13 protein-coding genes and 2 pseudogenes are annotated in these 14,826 nt (G+C 64.1%); 8 read left to right on the top strand and 7 right to left on the bottom strand.

Annotation, left to right across the window (positions count from 1 at the left end; all coding sequences use genetic code 11):
• Positions 1-8: 8 nt before the first annotated feature.
• Positions 9-452, top strand: a complete 444-nt coding sequence (locus ACIBI6_RS34350) for a nuclear transport factor 2 family protein (RefSeq protein ID WP_364359895.1) — start codon at positions 9-11, stop codon at positions 450-452.
• A gap of 164 nt (positions 453-616) precedes the next feature.
• Here ACIBI6_RS34350 and ACIBI6_RS34345 read toward each other — a convergent pair.
• The 3 genes and pseudogenes from ACIBI6_RS34345 to ACIBI6_RS34335 all read right to left on the bottom strand — a co-directional run.
• Positions 617-709 (bottom strand): annotated as a pseudogene (locus ACIBI6_RS34345) (XRE family transcriptional regulator); the annotation flags it as partial.
• Between the two features lie 964 nt (positions 710-1,673).
• Positions 1,674-1,858: pseudogene (locus tag ACIBI6_RS34340) on the bottom strand (MerR family DNA-binding transcriptional regulator); the annotation flags it as partial.
• 39 nt (positions 1,859-1,897) lie between these two features.
• The gene (locus tag ACIBI6_RS34335) at positions 1,898-2,479 is read right to left on the bottom strand and encodes a helix-turn-helix domain-containing protein (protein WP_396959035.1); all 582 of its coding nucleotides are present in this window, start codon (positions 2,477-2,479) and stop codon (positions 1,898-1,900) included.
• A gap of 88 nt (positions 2,480-2,567) precedes the next feature.
• Between ACIBI6_RS34335 and ACIBI6_RS34330 the strand changes: the two genes are divergently transcribed.
• From ACIBI6_RS34330 to ACIBI6_RS34320, 3 genes are read left to right on the top strand one after another with little or no spacing between them, the layout of a single operon-like run.
• A complete protein-coding gene (locus ACIBI6_RS34330; protein WP_364360343.1) occupies positions 2,568-3,194 on the top strand; it encodes a class I SAM-dependent methyltransferase in 627 nt (208 codons plus the stop codon).
• 20 nt (positions 3,195-3,214) lie between these two features.
• Positions 3,215-3,700 carry a DinB family protein gene (locus ACIBI6_RS34325; protein WP_396959032.1) on the top strand — a complete coding sequence of 162 codons (486 nt, stop codon included), beginning with the start codon at positions 3,215-3,217 and terminating at the stop codon, positions 3,698-3,700.
• A gap of 21 nt (positions 3,701-3,721) precedes the next feature.
• A complete protein-coding gene (locus tag ACIBI6_RS34320) occupies positions 3,722-4,738 on the top strand; it encodes an alpha/beta fold hydrolase (RefSeq protein ID WP_396959030.1) in 1,017 nt (338 codons plus the stop codon).
• Between the two features lie 341 nt (positions 4,739-5,079).
• Here ACIBI6_RS34320 and ACIBI6_RS34315 read toward each other — a convergent pair whose 3' ends face one another.
• From ACIBI6_RS34315 to ACIBI6_RS34300, 4 genes are all read right to left on the bottom strand, one after another.
• Positions 5,080-6,957, bottom strand: a complete 1,878-nt coding sequence (locus ACIBI6_RS34315; RefSeq protein WP_396959028.1) for a glycosyltransferase family 2 protein — start codon at positions 6,955-6,957, stop codon at positions 5,080-5,082.
• A 278-nt stretch (positions 6,958-7,235) separates the two neighbouring features.
• Positions 7,236-7,517 carry an ABC transporter permease gene (locus tag ACIBI6_RS34310; protein ID WP_396959168.1) on the bottom strand — a complete coding sequence of 94 codons (282 nt, stop codon included), beginning with the start codon at positions 7,515-7,517 and terminating at the stop codon, positions 7,236-7,238.
• 180 nt (positions 7,518-7,697) lie between these two features.
• Positions 7,698-9,137, bottom strand: coding sequence for a flavin-containing monooxygenase (locus ACIBI6_RS34305; protein WP_396959026.1), 1,440 nt, complete (start codon positions 9,135-9,137; stop codon positions 7,698-7,700).
• 47 nt (positions 9,138-9,184) lie between these two features.
• Positions 9,185-10,000, bottom strand: coding sequence for an SDR family NAD(P)-dependent oxidoreductase (locus ACIBI6_RS34300; protein WP_396959024.1), 816 nt, complete (start codon positions 9,998-10,000; stop codon positions 9,185-9,187).
• Positions 10,001-10,336: 336 nt separating this feature from the next.
• Between ACIBI6_RS34300 and ACIBI6_RS34295 the strand changes: the two genes are divergently transcribed.
• From ACIBI6_RS34295 to ACIBI6_RS34280, 4 genes are all read left to right on the top strand, one after another.
• Positions 10,337-11,458, top strand: a complete 1,122-nt coding sequence (locus tag ACIBI6_RS34295; RefSeq protein WP_396959166.1) for an AraC family transcriptional regulator — start codon at positions 10,337-10,339, stop codon at positions 11,456-11,458.
• 333 nt (positions 11,459-11,791) lie between these two features.
• Entirely contained in the window at positions 11,792-12,379 is a 588-nt protein-coding gene (locus ACIBI6_RS34290; protein ID WP_396959022.1) for a hypothetical protein, read from the top strand.
• Between the two features lie 154 nt (positions 12,380-12,533).
• Positions 12,534-13,808, top strand: a complete 1,275-nt coding sequence (locus ACIBI6_RS34285; protein WP_396959020.1) for an MFS transporter — start codon at positions 12,534-12,536, stop codon at positions 13,806-13,808.
• A 115-nt stretch (positions 13,809-13,923) separates the two neighbouring features.
• Positions 13,924-14,616, top strand: a complete 693-nt coding sequence (locus tag ACIBI6_RS34280) for a TetR/AcrR family transcriptional regulator (protein ID WP_396959018.1) — start codon at positions 13,924-13,926, stop codon at positions 14,614-14,616.
• Positions 14,617-14,826: the final 210 nt, after the last annotated feature.

The following is a 14,826-nucleotide window of genomic DNA, read 5'->3' as shown; positions in this document are numbered from 1 at the left end:
TGATAGCTATGAATGCCACACTGCAACAGCGAATTCAGCGACTGGAAGATCTCGAAGCGATCCGCGATCTGACCGCGCGCTACGCCGACGCCATCAACAAGGGCTGGAACGGCAAGACTGTCGATCTCGACGCCGTCGCCCAGGTTTTCGCCACCGACGCGAGATGGGAGAGCCATGAAGGCGAGGTGACCGTCGGTATCGACGCGATCCTCGCCGCGTTGCCCGCCGCTACCTCGGTCGTGGAGTTCTCGATGCACGCCTTCGTGAACCCGATCATCGTCCTCGACGGCGACACCGCGACAGCACACTGGCTGATGTGGGTGACCTCGGTGATGGCCGGCGATCCGCGCGCGGTCTACATGAGCACCGACATCACCTACCTGCGGACCAGCGACAGCTGGCGCATCCACACCGTCAAGGTTGACTTTGGCACCAAACTGTCCACCAGCTGACCCGGATGGCGAGACGGCGAGGCGAAGCAGGTCGAACGAACGTGGTGGCAGCTGCGATCAGAACAGGGTGTTACGGATGCGCAGCGGCCGGTACCCGGTCGGGCCGAGCTGGGCCAGCTCGGCATCGATGTCGACCTCGATCGCGCCGAAGTAATTGATGTTCTGTCCGTGGACAGGCGTTGCGGGGGCTGGGTGACCAGCCGGAACACCTGCTCACGCGATAACTCGATCCCGCGCTCGGCCAGCAGCGGCACCACGCCGAGTCACCCGTGATGCGGTGGCGACCGCTAACGAGATCCTCATCCTCGCCGAGCCTGAAACCATCACCGACGTGGCAAGACTATTCAGCTGCACCATCATCTCGAGCCCCAAGGTCTCACCCCAGCCCAACCAGCTGCACACCAGGCTCGGCCGGCATTGGTTCAACAGACCTGTGCGACCGAGCGAGGACGGCTGAGCCCCCAGCCGACTCAGGCGATGAGCTGCGGCTGCAGCCCGGGGTCCCGGACTGGTGGAGTCGCGTATTCGACCGTCTCCGATTGTGGTGCATTGCGGGGGCTTCGGGAGGTCCGGTTGAGGCCAGCGGACGTTTCGTCCCAGGTCGGCGCCGTCCCTCGGCCAGGTCCTGGTGGGTCGCATCCGATGCGATAATCTCGCATCGGATGCGACTGCCGCGAAACCGCAGGTAACTGAGCTGAATCCGTCCATCGAAATATCTGTCGGCATACTCTCTCAACCCTCGCTGTGTCGCCGGATTCCGTTGGTCGCGAGTACTTTTGCGCCCGAAGTGCGGCTGACGGACACACAGTCGCGAATTTGCATCCGCTGCAATTGGCGGCAGTCGTAGTAATCGCACGAAAAACAAAGACAATGGCTTGACCAGCACCGATGACCTGTTGCCGGTTCGGGTTGCCCTCGCGGGTAGCAGGTTATCCAGGGCCGAAAGCCGAAGGGCCGGAACGGATCTTGGGGTCGCTACCCTACCCCGTACTGCATCCGGACGAAGTTCGCCGCCACCGCGGCCCGGGCAGCGGCCCTGCGCTGGTCGGGCCGCGGTGGTGTCGGCCGCGAGGCGTTCGCAGATCTCCCGCATCGCCAGTGCCAGGCCGATCATCTGTTCCATGCATCCGGGCAAAGTGGTTGTCAGATAGACGCTCTGGGACGCAGACCTCTAACAGCCTGCCAGCACATCGTGGTCCGGTGATCACGCGCGCAGCAGGACAGTGAAAAGCCGAGCGCCGTAAGCTTTTTGATCCGAAGCAGCCGAACCGGGTGGGTCACCCCGTAGCGTTTGTAGCCGTTGTCCGCCCGTTCGGGCTCGGCAAGTAGTCGGCGTCGTGGCAGTGCCGCACCGTCCGCTGGCTGGTGCCGGCGAGTTCGGCGAGTTCACGAGTGCTCCATGCCATATCCGTCAGCGACCTGGTCGCCTCGGCGCCGCGTGAGGCTCACCGATGTGTATCGGCGTGTACATGCGACCGCAGCCCCTGCAAGCCGAACAGGATGAGCAGCTCGACCGTGCCGCCGTCGGCGCTGCCCAGCCAGTGCGGTAGGGAGGTGTCGAATTCCGCGGCCTCGCCGGGCGGCAAGGTCAGATCGCGCTCGCCGACCACCAATCGGAGGCGGCCGTTGAGCACATACAGCCACTCGAAGCCGTCGTGCGTTTGCGGCGTCGGCTCGAGCGGTGCCGGAACCCTGGGAATGATCATCTTGAACGCGTGCACCCCGCCCGGCCTCCGGGACAGCGGCACGAAGACCATCCCGAACCGCCGGATCGGTTTCAGATGGATTCGGGGATCGCCAGTGCGGGGCGCACCGACGAGGTCGTCCAACGGCACGTCGTAGGTGCGAGCGAGTGGCAGCAGCAACTCGAGGGTTGCCCGGCGCTGCCCGCTCTCCAGCCGCGACAGCGTGCTCTCGGAGACACCGGTCGTCGTCGCGAGATCGGCGAGGGTGATACCGCGCTCGCGCCGTAACGCACGCAGCCGCGGGCCCACCGCGTCGAGCACGTCATCTGTTTCGGGGTCCATCCGCCCATCTTGCCGGAACCGCAAGATTGCGTGCCAGACCTTGGTGCGCCGGATGAGACTCAGCCTATTCCGACAGTAAGGAGTCTCGATGACCACCACCGATGCGGTCACGTTCTGGGACGCGGTGTATGCCGACCGGCCGGCGCCCGCGGACCCGCGTCCGAATGTTCTTCTCGCCGAGACGGTTCCGGATGTGTCACCGGGCAACGTCTTGGACCTCGGCTGCGGCGACGGCGGCGACGCGTTGTGGCTCGCCCGGCGCGGTTGGCGGGTGACCGCAGTTGACATCTCGGCCGTGGCGATCGAGCGGCTCGCCGGCCTCGCCCGCTCACACGGCCTGGACGACCGGATCGCCGGCGAGCGGCACGACCTGCGCGAGTCCTTTCCCGCGGGGCGGTTCGACCTGGTCTCCGCTCACTACCTGCACACCCCGTTCGACCTCGACAGAGTCGCCGTCCTGCGCCTGGCCGCCTACGCGCTGCGGCCGGGCGGGCGGCTGCTGGTCGTCGACCACGGCTCGACCGCGCCCTGGTCGTGGAATCAGGATCCCGACGTCCGGTACCCGTCCCCGCATGAGGTCGCGGCCGGAATCGACCTGGATCCGGCGACGTGGACGGTCGAGCGCGCCGACACGCCCCGCCGTACCGCGACGGGCCCGGACGGGCGCACCGCCGAGGTCACCGACCACGTCCTGCTCATCCGCCGCACCGCCTAACCCCTGCGAAGGAGGCCATCGTGCCAACCGCCAAGCGCCGCAACGACACTCCGCCGCCCCGCACCGGAAGCAGCGAGGCCGAGGTGCTGCGCGGCTTTCTCGACTATCTGCGGGCCGCGATCGCCGCGAAGGTCGAGGGCGCCCCCGAACCGCAGGTGCGAACGGCCGCGGTGCCGTCGGGCACGAACCTGCTCGGCCTGCTCCGGCATCTCACCTTCGTCGAGCGCTCGATGTTCCTCGGAGACCGGGTCACCAACTGGCAGGCAACGTTCCAGGCCGCACCGACCGACACCGTGGCCGAGGTCGTCGCCCGCTACCGCGAGGCGGTCGAGCGGGCCAACGAAATACTCGCCAGCTGCACCGATCTCGGCGCACCGGTTCCGCAGCCGGGCCGTTCCGCTCCCAGCCTGCGCTGGGCACTCACCCACATGATCGAGGAAACCGGCCGCCACGCGGGCCACGCTGACATCCTCCGCGAACTATTCGACGGCACGACCGGCCGCTGACTTCATCCAGGACAGGACCACATGATCACCGCAACCCGGCCACACGGCTTGCCCCGCGCCACGCGCGCGGTCGCCACCATCGCACTCACGATCCTGCTCACGATGGCAACCGCGGCCTGCTCCACGACAACCCCCGCCGTCCCCTCCTACGCCACCGCCACGCACGGGGATCCCAAGTTCGACAACACTTTTCAGCACAATTTCGCCGACGTCGACGGCGTCCGCATGCACTACGTGACCGGCGGCCACGGCAGCCCGGTGGTGCTGATCCACGGCTGGCCCCAGACCTGGTACGGCTGGTGGCCGATCATGCCCGCCCTCGCCGAACACCACACCGTCTACGCCATCGACCTCCCCGGACTGGGTGACAGCACCGGCTTACCAACCGGCTCCGACAAGGCCACCCTCGCCCGGTACGTGCACACCCTGATCGCCGACCGGCTCGGAGTGCGGGACGCCCGCGTTGTCGGACACGACTTCGGCGCCGCCGTCGCATTCCAGTACGCCGACCAGTTCCCCGCCGACACCGCCCGCCTCGGCTACCTCGACCTACCGCTGCCCGGCCCCGCGATCGATGCACGCACCTACCGCACGCTGAGCTGGCACATCGCCTTCCACTCCCAGCCACGGGTCCCCGAAGCGATCGTCGGCGACCACGTCCGCGAGTACCTGGCCATGTTCTACCCGCAGGTCTCCTTCGGCGGCACGGCATTCGGCGGCACCTCGCAACGGTCCCCATTCACCGACGCCGAGATCGACGAATTCGCACGCACTTACAGTCGCCCCGAGGCCCTGTCGGTCGGCTTCGAGCTCTATCGCGCTCTCGACAAGGACGTCCGCGACACCGTCGCTGACCCACCGACATCCGTCCCGACCCTGCTCATGACCGCCCAGGGCCAACTCGACGCGATCCGAACCACCCTCTCTCCGCGCCTGACCAACATCGTGCGAGCCGTGGACGTCCCGCACGCGGGGCACTGGCTCGTCGAGGAGAATCCCCAATTCGTCACCGCGGAACTCGAACACTTCCTCGACTGACGACATCCGGCCCGGTCGGAGGGCGATCTACGTCATGGTCGATGCCAGGTTTCTTGCTCTGTCAGTGCGGCCGTGGTCTGGTAGGAGCGGAGCGCAGTCCGATCCGGGAGACACCGGTGAGGGCGGGAAGCAGCGCTGACAAAGCCGGGACGGTTCTGTACTGCCAGACAGACGGATCGGGTTCGGCAAGCAAGATCGGGCTCGATGCTCATCTGCGCTCTGTTGTTGCCGCAGGAACATCAGTCGATGGCCGCAAAGTTGATGCAACCGACGCGACTCTGGCATTGTCGCCACTCGCTAGATGCGCGCGGACGCACTAATGTGTGGTGACGGACCCTAAATTAAGTTGCATCTACTACTCGACTGACGGATTCGGTATGGGAATGCCGGCTGTCGGAGATTGATTTCCGCCGCAGATCCCGGTCAGCTATCACCGCGATCACCGGAGAAGCCAGAAAAAACATGCTGTAGTTGATGAGTCCTATGGCGATAGCGAGCGTTAGACCAGGCGATGCCACGATGATGGCGCCGATGCCTACCGACAAAGAAATAATGCCCAAAACGGTCTCGCCGGCGGCTACGCGTAACGCGCCCGAGCCGGAAGGCAACGAGCGGAACTTGTTGGTGCGCTGCCAATGTGCGGGTAATCCGATGTCAGCGGCAAAAGCAGCGACAGCGATCACGCAGGTCAGCGCGGCGGTGGCGATCTCCCCACCGGCCGCTTGCCGCCAGGTCGAGTGAAGCACATGACGATAGGTCAGCGCCCGCATGGCTTTCCGCGACGCCGCCATAGCAATTAGGGCAGTCCAGGCCGGTACTAGAAGAGGGGGCGAGTCCTGATTCCAGGCGGCCGCGGCGATCAAGGCTATCGAGAGCGCGATGAGTACCAGTTGAAGGCCCGCCAGTCCTATGGACAACCCATGTACCGCGTGGTGCATCCGCTGGCGGACCGTGAGTGCAGAGGGAGACCTCGCTGGACCAGGCACAAACAGTCGCCAATGTGTCCGAAACTCCTGCACTGGACCATAGGTCCACCGGAACCGCTGCTTCTTGTAGCCCGCGTATGTCTCTGGGATCAGCCCCCTGCCATAGGCCTTGGTCAAATAGACGGATCGGTACCCGAGGGCATGGATGCGGATGGCCAGTTCGGAATCTTCGGTCAGACACCACTCGGCCCAGCCTCCGGCCTCCAGTAGCGCATTGCGGCGAATTAGTGACATGGTTCCCACAGTCAAACCGGCACCATGTTCATCCAACGACACCATGGACGTTTGAAAGAACATCGCATACTCGGCGTTGGCCATTCTCCCGAATACTGAGTCGCTGTAGTCACGATAGGCGTGCGGACATTGAACGAATCCCATCTCCGGATCATCAAAAAAGCCGATCGTGTGCTTCAGCCAATCTGGATCAACGTGGTAGTCGGCATCCACCACTGCAACAAGCTCGGCAGTCGGATCCGTGTGCTGCAGAGCCCAGTTCAGTGCACCGGCTTTCGCGCCGGTTATACCCATGACGTGCAGGAAGCGGAACTTGGGCCCGAGACGACGGCAATGCTCCCCAACCGGCCGCCACAACGTCTCGTCCGCTGTATTGTTGTCGATCACCAATACCTCGAAGTCCACGTATCGCAACTGCGACAACACGTTTAGGGTCTCGATTACCAAATCTGGCGGCTCAGCATGCGTCGGAACGTGAATCGAGATCCTTGATGGCCAATTATCTGGTTTCCAGTCTGCAAGCGGCTCGGCCCGCCTAGTCCACTGCTGCCGGAGCAGAACCTCCCAGTGCTCGAAGACATTAATAATATGAGCCGGAAGAACTATCAGACCCGCCACAGCCATGACTATCAGTAGCAGCCATGTCACCATGCTGGTGTGCGATAAGATCAAAAAGTGCGTTCCCCATAGGATCTGACTGACAATCATCAAAAGAAAAGAAATCCATACCGCCATTCCAACCACTCGAAACTGTGACCATCTTCGAATCGCGAGCGCGGTGGCCGCCATCCCGATGGTCGCGATCGCCGCCGCAGTAAACCAATCGCAACCCAACACACATGCAGTTGCGGCGCCGACTCCGTGTGACACCGGTATCGCCATCAGAGATGGCCGTCGCGTCATCGGCCTGCGCCAGCTTGAAGCTAGAAATCCGATACTCGCCAAATGGGCAATCGATGTCTCGACCAGCCAAGCACTAATCCATACGTTGAAGCTCATCGCCCCTCCATTGTTGCATTCACATATATAATTCCGAAAGAAATCGGCATTCTGCGCGCAGAATGGGTTCAACTCATAACTGACCTTTAACGCGATCGGTATCTATTGCAGATGCAGCTCTTCCTGGAGATCGAGGCTCTCTGCTACAAAGGTGGGCTGAACCTGCTCTACCGCTACGATTAGACTTTGGGGGACGTGGTCACCTTCGCCAGTCACATCATCTCGGCTCGCGGGATATTTCCTCACCGACCGCCTCGAATGTGGTCGATGCATTGGGTTCAGAAGCCAAACACTGCATGTCTGACAAGCTGGACACAGTGATAGACCGGGTTTGCATTGACGACGATCTGCGTCCACTTCGGCAGTGCGGAAATCGGGCAGTATGTGCCAGCGGTGAGGAATAGCGGGGTGGTGACGATGCCAGGGACGTAGTTGAAGTTCTCGATCGACCGGAACACACCCGCAACGAGCATGCCGAACGAGGCCCATCCGAATCCCGTCACGAACCCGATGAGTGGCACTGTCAACATGCCCCAAGCGGGATGTAAGCCGAAGATCATCGAGACCACGAGCGGCATACAACCGTAGATCCCGCTCGGACGGCGATCCACGGCGCCTCGGCAGTCAACAGCTATCCTGGCCGACTCGGTTGACGATCCGTGTGGTGGCGTGCCACGAGCACCGGCTCATCCCGCGCGACTGCGGTGGCGCAGCCACACAGTGCTGTGGCTGCTGTCCGGTCAGCGTGCCGCTACCTGTACCTGCTGAGGCTGGGCCAGATGATCAGCGAAGTGGGGTGTCAGAGCGGTCCAGCCGATCTGCTTACGCACTCGTTTGATGACCTTCTTGAACGACTTCGCGTCCACGTATCCAGCATGGCGGGCCGACTTGACGAGGTGCAGACCGCCGCTGAGGTCGGGACGGTCGGTGGCGATCAGGCGGTCGAACTGCGCAGCCCTCTGTGGCTGGGTCGTCTGGTCACGCAGATACTGGGCGACGATGTTGGAGATGTTGTCGAACAACGTGTACGCACTCGAGTTGGTTTCGAGATAGCCGAGGGTGAACAGGTTGCGGTGCTCACGGTTGAACGCCGTTAGGTACTGCGCCGGCCGGTCGCCGTTCCAGGCGAACAGGTCCGCGTTCACAAACGGGATGCGCATCTCGTAGCCCGTCGCGTACAGCACCAGGTCGATCTTCTCGCGGGACCCGTCGGTGAACACGACGTCCGGACCGTCGAAGCGTTCGATATCGGGTTTGACAGCGATGTCGGCATGCTGGAGATGGTGCAGCAGTTGGCTGTTGAGCAGCGGATGGCTCTCGAGCAGTTTGTGATCGGGTTTGGGCAGACCCCATCGGGTCACGTCGCCGACGATCAGCCGCAGTAGCGCGGTCACCACCGGGCGTTCGAGCCATCGCGGAATCGTGAAACTGGTGTCGTCGAACTTGTCGGCGGGCACGCCGAACACATGCTTGGGGATGATGTGGTAGCCGCGGCGAACGCTGATGAACGCCGCATCCGCAGCTTGGGCCGCGTCGCAGGCGATGTCGGCGCCGGAATTGCCCAGACCGACGACCAGCACACGCTTACCAGCGAATTCGGAGGCTCGACGGTGGGTCACCGCATGACGGACCTCGCCGTCGAAGGTTCCCGGATGGGTCGGGATACGCGGACTCCAGTTGGTGCCCGTCGCGCAGATCACCCCCCGGTAGCGACGCTGCTGGCCGTCGGCGAGGGTCAGCACCCAGTGGTCGCCCTCGGGGGTGGCCGCCACGACCGCGGTGTCGAACGAGATGGCCTGTCGCAGATCGAAGGTGTCGGCGAAGCTGCGGGTGTAGGCCAGGATCTGCGGGCGGCTGGGATAGTCGCCGAAATACTTCGGCATCGGGAAGTCGTAGAAGCCCGAGAGGTCGCGTGAGGAGATGAAGTGCGCCGACTCGTACATCGGTGTTCCCGGATTGTCGATATCCCAGATTCCGCCCACGTCGGAATGACGTTCGAACTGGTCGTATTCGACGCCGTAGTGGCGCAGCATGCGGGCCATGCTCAACCCGGCCGGACCAGCGCCCACGATGGCGACAGCATCGCCGCGGTCGACGAGTACCTCGGCAGCCTGCCGAGTCTCCTTGGTGCCGTTGGCCTCGGCCGTGGAGCGGGTTGCGGTCTTGTTTTCCTTGGTCATGGGTTCTCCGATGGTCGGGTAAAAGATCTGATCGTGACGAACGGGGGTCAGGCGCCGACGCGGGCGAGGTAGCGTTGGCGGCCTTTCTCCCCGATCCAGTTGGCGGCGGGCAGCATCAGCGGGACCAGCCGTGGCATGGACTGCGCCAAACGGGTGAGGATCCCGTCGGAGGCCGGGACGAAGATCTCCACGCGGCCGGTACGCAGGGCTTTGTCCACCGCGTCGGCGACATCGCCGGGTGAGGAGATCGTGCCGACGAAGTTGAGAAGGCTGCCGCCGTGGGTCGCCTCGTGCCGCAGCATCGGAGTGTCCACCGCGCTCGGGTACACGCCTCCGACCGTGACACCGCTGCCTCGAAGCTCCAGATGCAGTGCAGCCAGGAACCCACGCAGCCCGGCCTTGGCCGCCGAATACGTTGCGCTGCCCGGCAGGGCGAGTACCGCTCCCTGCGACACGGTCGCCACAATGTGCCCGCTACCGCGCTTTGTCATCGCGATCGCCGTCGAGCGGGCCAGCTTGATCGCCGACACCAGCATGATCTGCAATTGCAGGTCGACCCGTTCAGGCGAGGTGTCCACGACATCTTCGGGAACGACGATGCCAGCGTTGAGGAAACACACCTCCAACTCGCTGCCCCACTCGTTCTCGATACGCGCCGACAACGCCGCGACGGCGGCACCATCGGCCAGATCGCACGCCACCGCCACCGCTCCCGCTCCGATCTGTTCAGCGGCCTGCTCGGCCAGCATCTGGTCTCGTTCTGCGGCGAGAACTACATGACCGCGAGACGCAAGTCGTCGCGCGACCTCCAACCCGATACCACCTGCAGCGCCCGTGACCAGCGCATATGCCTTATCCGTCATGCTTCTCCTTAGCTTTCAACCGTGTTGGTCAAATGACTTGGTCAAGCGACCCAACTACGCGTTCAGAGTAGATGGCGGGCACGATGCTGCCCAGAGAATTCGTGTTACAGTTCGGTCAACCGACCTGTTCTTCCGACCGGGTCGGCTGACCAAGAACTGTTGGCCCGCCACAAGCGGGCACAGGCCGCGGATGCGTGCACTCAAGCCACGTCCCGGTTGGGCCAGTGCGATGCCGCCGTATGCCGTCGGCTCTGCTGCCCGCCGTCCGTCGTTCTGCCCGCCGCGGCCCGCGGCGGGCAGAGCCCGCCATACTCTTCTGATCACCGGGTGACGCCTATGGTTTTGCGCCAATCGCACGCCGACACACACGATGGCCGGAGATGCGCCGACGACCCCGCCCTGCAGGAGGCGCGAATCCCGCCGAGTGTGCTGCTGGGCGTATTCGATCTCGCCGACCATCGCGGCGTGGCCTGCGAATCGTGGCTTGACGGGATCGGTCTGACTCGCCAGCAGCTGACGCTGCCCGAGACTCGGGTGTCGTTTCGTCAGGCAACGGCCATCCTGCAGCGCGCCCTGCGAGGGTTGGAGCCCGGGCCCATCGGCATCCAAGTCGGTAGCCGTGATGTGTTCGTGTCCTGGGGGCTGACCGGCTTTGCCCTGCGCGCGGCGGCTTCCGTCGGCCAGGCCGTGTCGCTTGGGTTGGACCTGCACCAGGCTGCGGGCAGCCTGCTCGACTACGAATTCGAATCAGGCGCAACAGAATTCGCGCTGCGGCTCGCCGAGCGCAGCCCCAACCCGGAACTGCTGGCCTTCCTCTGCGAGGAATCGTGCACATCGATACTCGTGTTGGCTCGGTCGATATTCGGCAATCAGATGACACCGACTCGGCTCGAATTCGCCTACCCACGGCCCGTATACGCCGAGGCCTACAACCGAGTCTTCCGCTGCCCCATCCGATTCAACGCATGCGCCACCCGCGTCTACTTCGATGCCGCCCTGTTGAATCGGCCGCTGCCCACCGCCAACCCCGCCCAAATCGGGTTGGCCGTCGACGCGGCGCGCCACCTCGCCGACCCCGAACGATCCCGCCACGACATCGTCACCACGGTGGAGGCCGTTCTGCGGCAGAATCTGCGACGACCGAGCACCGCGGCATTCATCGCCGAGCACCTGAGAATCAGCGAGCGCACCCTGCACCGGCGACTCGCCGAGGCCGGTGAGAAATTCGGCGAAATTCGCGATCGGGTACGCACGCATCGCGCTCGAATTCTGCTGCGTGAATCGGACATGCCTCTGACGGCCATCGCCATCGAAGTCGGATTCAGCGACAGCCGAGAATTCCGGCGTGCCTATCAACGCTGGACAGGCCGAAGCCCCAGCGCCGAACGAGCCGCTGCTACGGCGGCAATGGAAAACTCACCGCACCGCGGTGGTGGAATTTCGCGAATCTCGTTCTAACCCGCCGTCAGCGGCGGCATACCCGTCGCCGCGCGGCCAAATAATGCCAGTTGCATTCGAATCGAAGGATCTACCTGCAGAAATAGACCTGCGGTTCGAGTTGTGACGCAGATGCCCCCGTGCTGACAGAAATCCCCCTATGCCTGTCGGGTGAGTGCTGATTGAATCTCGCGACAGCCGGAGTTCGAAGTCCGGATCCGCTCGAGGGCACGACCCCGATACCCCCTCACAACAAAGCCTCAGCTCTTATCCAGTCGCATGCGGCTTTCACGGATCACCACGTCTCACGGCTCACCGAAAATGTAACAGAATTTTACACAAGGGAAATGTCTCGTGCATCACACATCCCGCACTCGTCTCGCAGTCGCAACCACCGCCATCGCGATCGCGGTACTGGCCGGTGAAAACACGATCACCGCAACCAATGCCTCGGCCGAATCTCCGCTGTCCCCAGCCGCCACGGCGACAGCCGCAATCCCGGACCAGGTTGCACCCCAGACCGCCGTCGACACCCGGGTTGCCGCAGCTCTCGACGCCCCTGACACCGGTATCGACCTTCGCCCACAGTCAGACATCGCGGTTGTGCCCGACCAGCCGCAGTCGGCGGTGGCCACTGCAACCGACATCGACGGACAAACCGATATCAACAACGCGCTCAGTCAGGCAGGCAATGAGTTCATGCTGGCCGCCACCGTGGGCACCATGGTCGGCGGTGTCGTCGGACTCGTTGGCGGCTGCGCAGTCGGTGCAGTTGTCGGCGCAATCGGGGGCTGCATACCGGGACTGGCTCTGGGCGCGGCGGTGGGACCCATTCTCGGCGGGGTGATCTTCGGGGTTCCTGCCGCTATCGTCGCGCTGGCCCAGGCCTACAGCACCCTGCACGCCGCAGGAGAGATCAGCGCGCCGCTGCCCACTCACTGACCGGCATCGTGCGGTCGAACCCGCACCCGCACAGAGGTTCCCGTGACAGCCGGGTTGCACGGTTCGGGTGGGGGAGCTTTACCGCTCCCACACCCGAGCTGCTGTGCTGGGCAACCGAATTCGGGACGCCCATTCCGCTCGACCGAAAGCCGGCATGAACGACACCAACACCTCAGCCGCGGACAGCGCCACGGCCCCGGTCTGCGGCAGCCCTGCGCGACAAGTCAGCCGCCGCTGGATCGCTGCCTTCGCCCTTGCATGGCTGGGAATCTGGATGGCGCAGTTGACGTCGTTCCAGCTGATCCTGCCCTCTCAACTCAACACCAGCCTCGGCATAGGAACCATTCTGCGCCAAGATAATTGGCAACGCAGCGTCGCCGACTTCGGTCTCATCTCCGGCATAGCCGCACTGTGCTCGGCCGTCGCGTTCCCCGTCGCAGGCACGCTCAGCGACCGCACCACCAGCCGCTTCGGCCGCCGCAGACCGTGGATCGTCGCCGGATCCCTCGTGTTCTCGGCCGCGCTTGCCGTGCTGGCCACACAGCACACGACGACCGGGATAGCACTGTGTTGGTCGATGGTGATCATCGGTTTCAGCATCGCTTGCGCGTCGCTGACCGCAATGATTGGCGACCAGGTGCCCACATCGCAGCGCGGCGTCGTATCCAGCTGGATTTCTGCACCTCAGGCGTTCGGCATCATTCTCGGTATCGGGCTGATCGCGGCGCTGGCCCTCGACACCACCCGTTCCTATCTGCTCGTCGCAGCCTTGCTCGTCGCCTGCGTGGCGCCGTTCGTGCTATCCACACCCGATCCCCAGGTCAGCAGCCCGCGCCGCGCCTCGCAAACCCTCCGGCATCTGCTGGCCGTGCACGACTTCCGTTGGACCCTCATCGGGCGCGTGCTGGTCAATCTCGGCAACGCCCTGGGTACCTCGCTTGCCCTGTACTATCTGCAGTTCGGGCTCGAGGTCACCGACCCCGACACCGCGCTTCTGACCTTGACCGGCGGCTACATGATCTGCGTCGTGGTTGCTTCCATCCTCAGCGGCTGGCTGTCTGATCGCTTCCGGGCCAGAAAGCCGTCCGTCATGATCGCCGCTCTACTACAGACCATCTCCGCCATCGTCATCCTTGCCACCGGAAACGTCTGGGGCGCAACGATCGCCAGTGCGATCACCGGTGCTGGTTTCGGCTGCTTCATGTCGATCGATCAGGCACTCGCCGCCGACGTCCTCCCCGATGGCGAACACAACGGTCAAGAACTCGGCGTCATGAACATCGCGATGGCTCTCCCCCAGGCTCTGGGCCCGCTCGTCGGTGCCTGGGTGATCGAGCTCGGCGGTGGATTCTCCGGGCTGTATATCCTTGCCGCCGGCTTCGCCACACTCGGCGGATTGTCGGTGATGAAAGTCAAGACCGTCCGATAAGCCCGCTATGGCGCTCACGGCCACTCACGGCTGACTGGGTCAACTGACCCAGTATGGTGGTGGACACGGAGGCTGGGGTCTCGAGCCTGGCACAACGTCGCGGAGGGAGTCTGCTGTGGCACGGTTGAGTTCCGAAGAGCGGCGGCGTCGGTTGGTGGACGCTGCGTTTGCGGTGATGGCCCGCGACGGAGTCGCCGCAGCGACAACCCGCGCGATCTGCACGGAGGCAGGGATGGCGCAAAGCGCGTTTCACTACGCGTTCAGATCCAAGGAGGAACTTTTGCAGGACCTCACCGAATCGGTGGTGCAGTCGCAGACTGCGGTCCTGGAGGGTTTGGAGATTTCCTCGGATTCGTTGCGCACAGCGGTGTCGACCGGGATGGAGCGGATGCTGAGTGCGGGGATGAGCGATCCCGGCCGGCAGGCGGTGCTGTACGAATTGACGGTGCAGGACATCCGTTCCACCACCAACCCCGGAGAGCTCGGCCGCTGGCAATACCGCTTGTACACCGATATCGCCGCGATGTTCCTGCGCCTGGGGAGCGAACGCTTCGACGTGCAATGGCGAGTTCCCGAACAAGCACTGGCACGCATGGTTGCCATCGCCCTGGACGGAACCCTGTTCGCGTGGCTGGCCGACCGAGACACCGCCGCAGCGACCGCGTCGGTGCAGGCGCTGGCCGAAGCGGTGGTCTCGCTGGCCGTACCTCGCACCGACGACGCCGACAGGCAGCGACTCCCGGTCGAGCGCGCCGGAGCCCCACAATTCTCGGCCATCGACACGACCACACCGCTCAGCACCCCGTGAGCTGCCTGCTACAACGGCGCGCCCGCTGAGGGCGTCCTCGCCAGCAGCAGCCAGTGCGAGGGCCTGCCACAGCGGTGCGCACGGATCAGGGACACGATCGCGAACACGCTTCCTCGCACAGAAACGGCAGCAGATCCGGGTGGGGGCTGCGCTCACTCAACCGCAGCTCGAACTCGTCTGTGCCGTATCCGACTTCGAGGTCGACCAGAC

Origin of the sequence: Nocardia sp. NPDC050412, assembly GCF_044458825.1 — a bacterium.
Lineage (GTDB): Bacteria > Actinomycetota > Actinomycetes > Mycobacteriales > Mycobacteriaceae > Nocardia.
This window is presented reverse-complemented; position numbering and strand designations above follow the sequence as displayed.